Source organism: Psychrobacter sp. BF1 (assembly GCF_019279065.1).
GTDB lineage: Bacteria > Pseudomonadota > Gammaproteobacteria > Pseudomonadales > Moraxellaceae > Psychrobacter > Psychrobacter urativorans.
In genome coordinates, this window is sequence record NZ_JAGYWV010000010.1 from 125,836 (window position 1) to 134,629 (window position 8,794).

At 41.6% G+C, this 8,794-nt stretch carries 8 protein-coding genes; 5 read left to right on the forward strand and 3 right to left on the reverse strand.

Going from position 1 to position 8,794, the window contains the following annotated elements:
• Positions 1-103 precede the first annotated feature (103 nt).
• From KZA12_RS11780 to KZA12_RS11790, 3 genes are all read left to right on the forward strand, one after another.
• On the forward strand, positions 104-643 hold the full coding sequence (locus tag KZA12_RS11780) for a thioesterase family protein (protein WP_218690347.1): 540 nt from the start codon (positions 104-106) through the stop codon (positions 641-643).
• A 209-nt stretch (positions 644-852) separates the two neighbouring features.
• Positions 853-1,062 (forward strand): Fe-S cluster assembly protein IscX, encoded by a 210-nt coding sequence (gene iscX, locus KZA12_RS11785; RefSeq protein ID WP_201623065.1) that lies wholly within the window; start codon positions 853-855, stop codon positions 1,060-1,062.
• 85 nt (positions 1,063-1,147) lie between these two features.
• Positions 1,148-1,657 (forward strand): GyrI-like domain-containing protein, encoded by a 510-nt coding sequence (locus tag KZA12_RS11790; RefSeq protein WP_201623066.1) that lies wholly within the window; start codon positions 1,148-1,150, stop codon positions 1,655-1,657.
• A 203-nt stretch (positions 1,658-1,860) separates the two neighbouring features.
• Here KZA12_RS11790 and KZA12_RS11795 read toward each other — a convergent pair whose 3' ends face one another.
• The 3 genes from KZA12_RS11795 to KZA12_RS11805 form a co-directional block, all read right to left on the reverse strand.
• Positions 1,861-3,978 (reverse strand): TonB-dependent receptor domain-containing protein, encoded by a 2,118-nt coding sequence (locus KZA12_RS11795; protein ID WP_218690348.1) that lies wholly within the window; start codon positions 3,976-3,978, stop codon positions 1,861-1,863.
• A 403-nt stretch (positions 3,979-4,381) separates the two neighbouring features.
• Positions 4,382-5,587, reverse strand: a complete 1,206-nt coding sequence (gene dapE / locus KZA12_RS11800; protein WP_218690349.1) for a succinyl-diaminopimelate desuccinylase — start codon at positions 5,585-5,587, stop codon at positions 4,382-4,384.
• Positions 5,588-5,708: 121 nt separating this feature from the next.
• On the reverse strand, positions 5,709-6,563 hold the full coding sequence (locus KZA12_RS11805) for a 2OG-Fe(II) oxygenase (protein ID WP_218690350.1): 855 nt from the start codon (positions 6,561-6,563) through the stop codon (positions 5,709-5,711).
• 140 nt (positions 6,564-6,703) lie between these two features.
• Here KZA12_RS11805 and KZA12_RS11810 point away from each other — a divergent pair, with 140 nt between their 5' ends.
• Together KZA12_RS11810 and pssA are read left to right on the forward strand one after the other, a co-directional pair.
• Positions 6,704-7,579, forward strand: a complete 876-nt coding sequence (locus tag KZA12_RS11810; RefSeq protein WP_201623070.1) for a 23S rRNA (adenine(2030)-N(6))-methyltransferase RlmJ — start codon at positions 6,704-6,706, stop codon at positions 7,577-7,579.
• A gap of 18 nt (positions 7,580-7,597) precedes the next feature.
• Complete coding sequence (gene pssA, locus KZA12_RS11815; RefSeq protein WP_218690351.1) at positions 7,598-8,479, forward strand: CDP-diacylglycerol--serine O-phosphatidyltransferase; 882 nt, start codon at positions 7,598-7,600, stop codon at positions 8,477-8,479.
• The last annotated feature ends 315 nt before the right edge of the window (positions 8,480-8,794 follow it).

Genomic DNA, 8,794 nt, shown 5'->3' on the forward strand with positions numbered 1-8,794 from the left:
GGATAAGATTAGCTTTAAATGCTGGCAGCCTTGCATGCTTACGATCCTAAATACAGTTATACTTTTTTAGCACCCCTTATACTAGTTAATAAGAATATTACTTATGAATATGTTACTGCGTTTTTTTATTATGACCAGCTTGCTTAAGCAGCAATTAAAGCAGCAAGCTATTACTGAAAAACTAAGCATGGAAACTTTGACTGCACCAGTGGTACGCAGCTATCGGGTATTGCCACAAGATATGGGCTTTCGTAATCATCTGCCCAATTATCGCTATTTGTCTTTTATTGAGCTCAATATCACTCGTTGGCTGCTGGCTTGTTGTCATCAAAAAGACACTGAGCGTTTGCAATGGATCATCGCCATGCAAGAGGTGGTTTACCTAAAAGAGATTAAGTTCTTAGATAAAATGATGGTAAACAGTATGCTGGCAGGCTGGGATAGCAAATACGTTTACTTTGAGCATCGTTTCCTAGTAAAAAATCAATTGATGGCAGTAGGCATGACGAAGTTTGTGCTAATGAACAAGCAAGGTAAATGTGCTCCTAGTGTCTTAGATATGTTAGGGGAGCAGCTTACTGAGGTGATTAAGTCGTGGAATACTCACCAAGTAGCGGTTAAGGCCTTACCTAAAAGTCGTTAATACTCACAGCTGCCTTGTCAGACTAGCAAGGTCAATGAACTACAGTTGTTTATAACGAGTTTTTTATGGGGCAAGATACTCTTCTGTCGTCTAGATGCTAAGCTTATCTATACAGTAGACGCTGAATTTTGTTAGGATGGTGCCTATCAATTCCACCCTATTGCTATTAAGCTATTTCTACCAAAGCTACTAACCTGTAAGGAGCTATTATGACCCCGCAAAAATTAAAATGGACAGACAGCTTAGATATCGCCATCGAACTCTACGAAAAGTTCCCTGAGACTGATCCACAGTATGTGCGCTTTACCGATTTGCATCGCTGGATAACTGAGCTTGAAGGTTTTGATGATGATCCTAATAAATCAAATGAAGGCATCTTAGAGTCTATTCAAATGAACTGGATTGATGAAGCTGATTAGTTATCTCTCTACTATTTTTGCTGAGCTCTAATTATTTTTTTACAATAAGTACTACTCTAAACAAAAAAACAGGATAGGCAACACCATGACTCCACAAATTAAAGAGTTAACCACAGCGTTAGCTTGTAAAGGTATCAGCATTCGTACTACCAACATCGCTGAGATCAGCCATGAAACGGCAAAACTAGGTCGATTATGGCAAAAGTTTTATCAAGATCAAGCTGGTCTTTTGATAGATAATGCTGACATCTATGGTATTTACCACAACTACGAGAGTGATGATGAAATCGGTGCTTTTGATGTCGTGGCTGGTTGGGAATTAGGTAGTCAAGAAGGTGAGAGCGAAGAGACAGGTACAGAAACTACGGCTTATAATGGTACTAAAGTGGCAGTAACTATTCCTGCTGGCAAGTATTTGCTGTTCTCTGAAGAAGGCTATATGCCTAATACTGTAATGAATGCTTGGGAGAAGGTTTCTGAGTATTTTAATAGCTCAAGCTGTGAGCATACCCGCTCTTTTAACGTTGATTTTGAGCGTTATATCGATGGTAATTTAGAGTATGGTCAAGTTGATCTTTATATTGGTGTTGAATAAGTCTATTAACCCCAGTAGAAGTAATCTTTACTGATTATCTGCAAAGCTTAGCTAAAGCTATGGTGGCGTTTTTTTGTTCATCTAACCATCAACTGGACTGATGCAGCAGATTGGCTGTAGTAGCAGAAGTTTCTAAGCATAAAAAAGCCGCCACTATTATTTTAGTCGCGGCTTTTTAATAAAAAACTTATTATTAACAGCCATTAAAAGGTTTTATTGAAGCCTAAAGTAAAAGTGCGTGGTAAGTTAGGACGTGCACCATAAGGGGTGCGGCTGACGATGACTTGTTTATCAGCGATGTTTTCAATTTTACCGAATATTTTAGTGTCAGAACCTATAGGAAAGTGAGTGATAGCATCAAAAGTGAGTAGTGACTCTGTTTCGCTACGTGGCTCATTAGTACGCTCACAGCCTACCGACTCACAGATGCCGCTAGTGTATTTTGCAGTCAAGTAGGTGTCCCAGCCTGAATCCAGCTCAATACCTGCGCGTAAGCTAGCTTGGTTTTTGGGTACTAAAGTCAGGCGATCACCATCCCTGTTGTTTTCGTAATCTTCGCTCAGCTCTGCTTGAGTATGGGTAAAAGTGGCATTGAGTGGAATGCTATAGCCGGACCTCTCAAAGCTCGTGCCTGCCGATAGCTCTAAACCAGCAATTACTGCTGAACCACTCTCTTTTTCAGTACCCGAGGTTCTCAAATCACAAGGCGAGTTCTCAGAACAGTTTTTTAGGACGGAATCAAAGTCGCTATAGAACCCAACGGCTTCTAGATAGTTATTACCCTCAATATAGCGAGTGCCAAGCTCATAGTTGATACTGACTTCAGGCTCATTAGCATCATTTTCAGATACCCCTGCGCCCAATGGGCTAAAGCCTTTGTGTACTCCAGCTATAAGCTGCAGCTCATCATTAAGCTGATAACTACCGGACAAACCTGGCAACAAGATAGACTGAGTATTGTTTTTAATGGCCTTATTATCGCTGCTAACGCCTCTTATCTCTTCAGTATCGATGTGCTCATAACGCAAGGCAAGATTTAGAGTTAAAGGGTCAGTGACTTGCCAGCGGTCAGTGAGCCATAGGCTAGTAGCATCAGCGGTCTCTTGACGATCATTACTAGCGCTTGGGGCTTTAGTTTTTTGATAGACTAAACGGCCATCGACTTGATCAAAAACATCCGTTGGTTGATAACGTGACACTTTGTCACGGTGGAAGCGTGCGCCTACATCGATATTGTGATCGCCATAAGCAGTTGGAATATCAGTGTTAAAATTGGTTTGGATGCCAGTACTATGGTAAGTACGGTCATTTGCTTTTACCGGAATGCCTTCTAAATCTTCAGTGCCATCTAGCTGACCTTGAGTAATATCACCTTTATAAAACGCCTTAATGACATTGCCATTGAGTTTGTACCAATTACGATGGGTCTTGTTATAGTAAGCCGTTGTACGCAGCTCAGAATTATTATCTGTTAACCAGTTATGGCTTAAGTTCAGTCCAGTATGCTGGTTTTGCATGTTATCAACACTTGACATCGCATAGCGTCTATTAGGATTTTTATCAAAATCAGCATCTGTTAGTCCCAGATAAGTTTCATCACTAGACTTGTCAGAATACTGAGCCTTAGCGAATAAACTATGAGCAGGGCTTAGCTGATAGCGTCCTTTTAGTACATAGTCTTGATTGTCATAGTCGCCAATATCTTCGCCGTCAATCTCCTTAAAGCCTTTGCCGTTTTGCTGTACGGTCTCAACAGAACCGGCAAAGTCACCTTGGCGTCCGCCTGCATAAGCATGGATATCAACGCCGCCACGATCGTTGATTGAGGCAGTTGCTTGACCGCCATTTTTATTAGGAATAGCTGTCGATAGATAGTTGATCACGCCACCAGTCGTTTGTGGTCCATAGCGTAGGAGAGGCGCACCTTTTAGAATCTCAACAGCAGATAAGCGCATGGCAGTAGGATGATAGTAGGCGGAAGGGGCTGCATAAGGTGCTGGTGCGATAGGTACGCCATCTTCCATTAGATGCACTTTACTACTGCGGCCACCGATACCAGCACGGATACTGATATTAGGCCGTAAACCTAAGCCATCCTCTTCAGAGACATAAATACCTGGTACGGTCTTTAGCACTTGATTGATATCAGTAATCTGTTCGTTTTCTAATTGCTCTGGGTCTACGTAATAACCTGAGCCAGTCAGCAGTGGCACATTATCTTTACTACCTATAATGGTAATCTCATCCAAAGTTACGGACAGTCCTGCATCATTACTCATTTCTTGTTGACTATTTTTACCTTGACCATATGCTGTTTGCATAGACAGCGCTAAGGTCGTTAAAAAAAATAAAGTGCAAGATCGATAAGGGTGGGGCATCTCATAAACTCCGGAGTTAGATACTATTAAAAAAAGCATAGCTAAAATTTAGCTATTATTAATCACAACCAAACATTTGTAAGAAATAATACTAACAACAATCATTATCGTTTGCAATACGATAGCAATATTTAGCCATTCCAATATCGATGGTCTATACAAAAATTTAGTTGCCAAAGGTTTAGGCGAAGGTATACAGAGGTATAGAGATGAGAGATATCACTAATGGATGTGGAGGCAAGATTGAGATGAAACCGTAAAACAAACCATCAGTGCTCAGTTTGTTTTACAGCGGTTTTAACATCGACTAAACTAGAAACTAGAAACTAGAAACTAGAAAAATGCTTTATTTATCTAACAGTAATCCTTCTAAAATTCCTTCATAAATCTGGGCAAGCTTACCCAAATCATCAATCTCAACTTTTTCATCGACTTGATGGATAGTGGCATTACGCACCCCTAACTCCACTACTTGCGCTCCGGTTGGCGCAATAAAGCGACCGTCGGAGGTACCACCAGAAGTGGAGAGGGTAGTGTCAGTGCCTGTTACAGATTTAATCGCTTGCTGGCAAGCCGATACTAGCTTACCTTCAGGAGTTAAAAAAGGCTGACCAGATAGCTTCCAATTGATTGCGTATTCAGCCTTACTATCTGCGAAGTGCTCATCAAATATCGCATGAGTCTTAGCTTTTAACTCATCCTCAGTCGTTTCAGTAGAGAAGCGAAAGTTAAATACCATCTCTAAAGTTTCAGGAATGACATTAGTAGCCCCAGTGCCACTATTGATATTAGAGATTTGCAGGGAAGTTGCAGGGAAATACTCATTACCAGCGTCCCAAGTCGCTGCGGTTAATTGCGCTAATGCTGGTAAGGCGGCATGGATAGGATTACAGGCTAAATGGGGATAAGCCACGTGACCTTGCTTGCCAGTTACAGTTAATACTGCCCCTAGAGAGCCACGACGACCGTTTTTGATAATATCACCGAGAGTCTCAGTGCTAGAGGGCTCACCGACTAAGCAATAAGTGATTTTCTCTTGACGCGCCTCTAAAGCTTCTATGACTTTAACGGTGCCGTTGATAGAAGGACCTTCTTCATCGGAAGTGATTAAAAAGGCAATTGAGCCGTTATGCTCGGGATGATTGGCGACAAAACGTTCGGCGGCTACCGTAAAAGCAGCAATACCAGTTTTCATATCAGCAGCACCACGTGCCCATAAGTAGCCATCAGCTAAGGTTGGGGTAAATGGCGGATAAGTCCAATTATTTTCATCGCCTGTTGGCACTACATCGGTATGACCAGCGAAGCAAATCACCGGATCTGTATTGCCACGCCGCGCCCATAAATTCTTGACTTCGGCATGCTCGCCAGTTTTATCTCTATCACCAAAATACATAAATTCGCAGTCAAAACCTGCCTGGGTAAGACGCTCTGATAAAATATCTTGGCAACCATCATCATCAGGAGTAACTGAAGGACGTTCTAGCAAGGTAATGCTAAGATCAATAGTGGCTTGTTGATGGGTTACTGCTTGCTTGTTAGTATTAGACATGTCGAACCTTTTATTTTTAAATGAAAGTGTTGATATACTCTAAATGACCCCGTTTAATTTGTGTAGTCTAGGTGCATAGCTCACTCTATGAATAATTGGTAGGCTGTGCTCAGTCCAGCATTTACAAACTGCCTTCTTCAACAAACGGTACTAAGCCATCACGGCGCATCCAAGTTGCGATAGAGTAGCGTTGGCGATGAGCGATTTGTACTTGATGATGTAAGTCGCTATCAAAAACCACTAAACGATTGGCAACGGGCATTACCTGATGATGAATTCCATGCTTATCCACTATTTCCAAGGCACCACCGTCTTTGGCTTGCCAGTCATCATTGAGATAAAGCACTGCTGATATCACACGCTCATTGCGATTAGCAGGATTATCTCTATGCCATTGATAGCCAAAACCGCTAGGGTAGCAAGCATAATGTGCTTCGCTATGGCGAATACCGGCGAATAAACTACGGTTGAAGACAGTGGCCAGCTGGTTAATACTTTGTAGGTAATAAGATCCAGCAAAAAAGTCTTCAGTGATCCAGCGAATCTTATCACCACGAATATCACTGAGGCGAATACCAGCAGTCAGCTGGGCTTGACGATAATCGACAAAACCACTCTCGGATTGTAGAGCCAGTAGCGCTTTATCAGTGAAAACCTTATCAATAACTATCCAACCGTCATTTACTAACTGATCAAGTTGGCTATCGTTAAGGTTGTTTTGCCAATCGACTAAAAAGTCAGAGCTTTGTAGTCCTTGCTGGGTAGGGTTATTAAAATTAATAGCTGAATGGGCATCAGGACTGAGCTTGCTATTGCAGTTAGGGCTAGGAGTAAGCAAAGGTGGATTATCAGCACCTATCGGATGATCGATAGCTAGCTCTATAAGATTTGCGTCTATACTATTTAAATGACTGTTTAAATTAGTAGTTAAATTAGTAGTTAAATTAGTAGTTAGATTACTGGCAATTACGCTCATTTTTACCCTTGTTAGACCTTTATTTATCTCTAGCGGCATCAATCGGTGCTCAATCACGCCTATTTACCAAAACCAGCGTTATCTTTTAGCCATCCTATGCTACCATAGATGCAATTTTTCTTATTTAAACTTTTGAACTTATGAACTATAAACACGCCTACCACGCTGGTAACTTTGCCGATGTGGTCAAACACATTTTATTAATACAATTGCTCAATCAATTAGGGCAAAAAAATAAGCCTTTTTATGTGTTAGACGCTTATGGCGGTCGTGGACTGTATTCGCTTGGCAGTGAAGAGGCCCGCAAAACCGGTGAAGCCAAAGGTGGTATTCAAGCTGTAGTGAATGCTGATACCGAAAAAGCTCCTGCTGCTGTCAAACAGTATGTAGAAGGGGTTAAGCAAGCTCGTTTTACTTACGATACTAAAGTTTGTCCGGGATCACCGTGGTGGATTGGTCATCATATTGAAACCAATCCAGATGCTGGCGTACGCGGCGAAGCCTTTGAAGCTAAAGCTAGCGAGTATGATGCACTGAACTATCAGCTACATAGATTACCGATTGGTATTCAGCATCGTGATGCTTTTGAAGGTATTACAGCAGTCATTCCCCCAAAAGAAAAGCGTGGCTTAGTGCTATTGGATCCACCGTATGAGCAAGAACACAAAGACTTTACTCGTCTTATCGATTTATTAGTAACTGCTTATAATAAATGGCCACAAGGCACTTATGCTTTATGGTTTCCAATCAAGAACATCGATGCTGTTGAGCTATTTTATAAAAAGCTAAAACGTACTGAGATGAGACGTCAGCTGATTTGTGAGCTTAATATCTATCCTAACGATATTGCTGTTGGTCTTAACGGCACTGGTATGCTTATTATCAATCCACCTTGGCAGTTCGATAATCACGCTCGTGAAATCTTGCGTTTCTTACAGCCGATACTAAAAGTTGCTGATGCGCCTAACTTGTCACCAGATAGTGCTACTAATGTGCGCTGGTTAGTCGGCGAATAGGCTAATAAGGATACGGTTATGAGCACTGAGCAATCACCCCATGACACTCGAAATAATATTAGTGATAGCGCGGCCACTCAGCCGCCTTTCATTAATGAGAATGAGTTCAATATACGCTTAGCAGATAACGATAATTATGATGGTCTGACCTTTGAGGTTATTGAGACTGAAGTGGCTGAAGGAAAGCCAGTAGTGAGTAGGGGTGTTTACTTAGCTCCCAATCTTATTACCACTTTATCGCTACTGTCCGGTTTTTTCTCTATTTTAGCCAGTACTAGAGGTGATTTTTATCCGGCTGCTTTAGCGATATTTCTATCGGCGATCCTTGATGGTGCCGATGGTAGAGTGGCGCGGATGCTTAATGCGCAAAGCCCGTTTGGTGAGCAGTATGACTCACTAGCAGATATGTTGGCTTTTGGCGTTGCCCCTGCAATTTTGGTTTATAGCTTTGCTTTAGAGCCGTTAGGTCGAATTGGTATAGGTTGTGCTTTTGTGTTTACGGCTTGCGGCGCCTTTCGCTTGGCTCGCTTTAACGTGCAAGTTGGCATAGTCGATAAAAAGTATTTTGTGGGTTTAGCAAGTCCGCTTGCCGCTATCTTAGTTACTGCAGCAGTGATGGTTGCTATCGATCACAACCAGTGGATTGGCCAGCAGGATAATTTAATTATGGCTGCATTCGCCGCTTGGGTAGTCATCTGTGGTCTGCTAATGGTCAGTAATGTTAAGTACTATAGCTTTAAAGAGTTTGATAAAAAGAAAGTCCCTTTTGTGGCTTTAATTATTGCAGTATTAGTACTGAGTATTGTGATCTATGACATACCGGTTGGTATTTTAGCTATAGGTATTATCTATGCGCTATCAGGTATCGTTAGTACTATGAGGGCGAAAGCTAGCAGTTAACGACAGTAGCCATTGTATGTAGACTTTAAAGCCGCTTATTCATAAGCGGCTTTTTTAGTTCTAATATTAGGACAGTAATAAAGGTTTATTGATTAATATATGGATGAGCAGATTGACTAACAATCGTTACCTTTAGGCTTATAATAAAAACAGTTTAGACAAAGCCCTTGACCGCTGCATGAAAACGAGTATAATGCGTCCCAGTCGGAACAGAAGAGCAGCTTTGTGGAAGTGGTTTACCACTTGAAATAAAGTTAGCTAAATAACTTCTTGACACTGAGATTAAAGCGTCTATAATACGCACCTCAGCAAGAC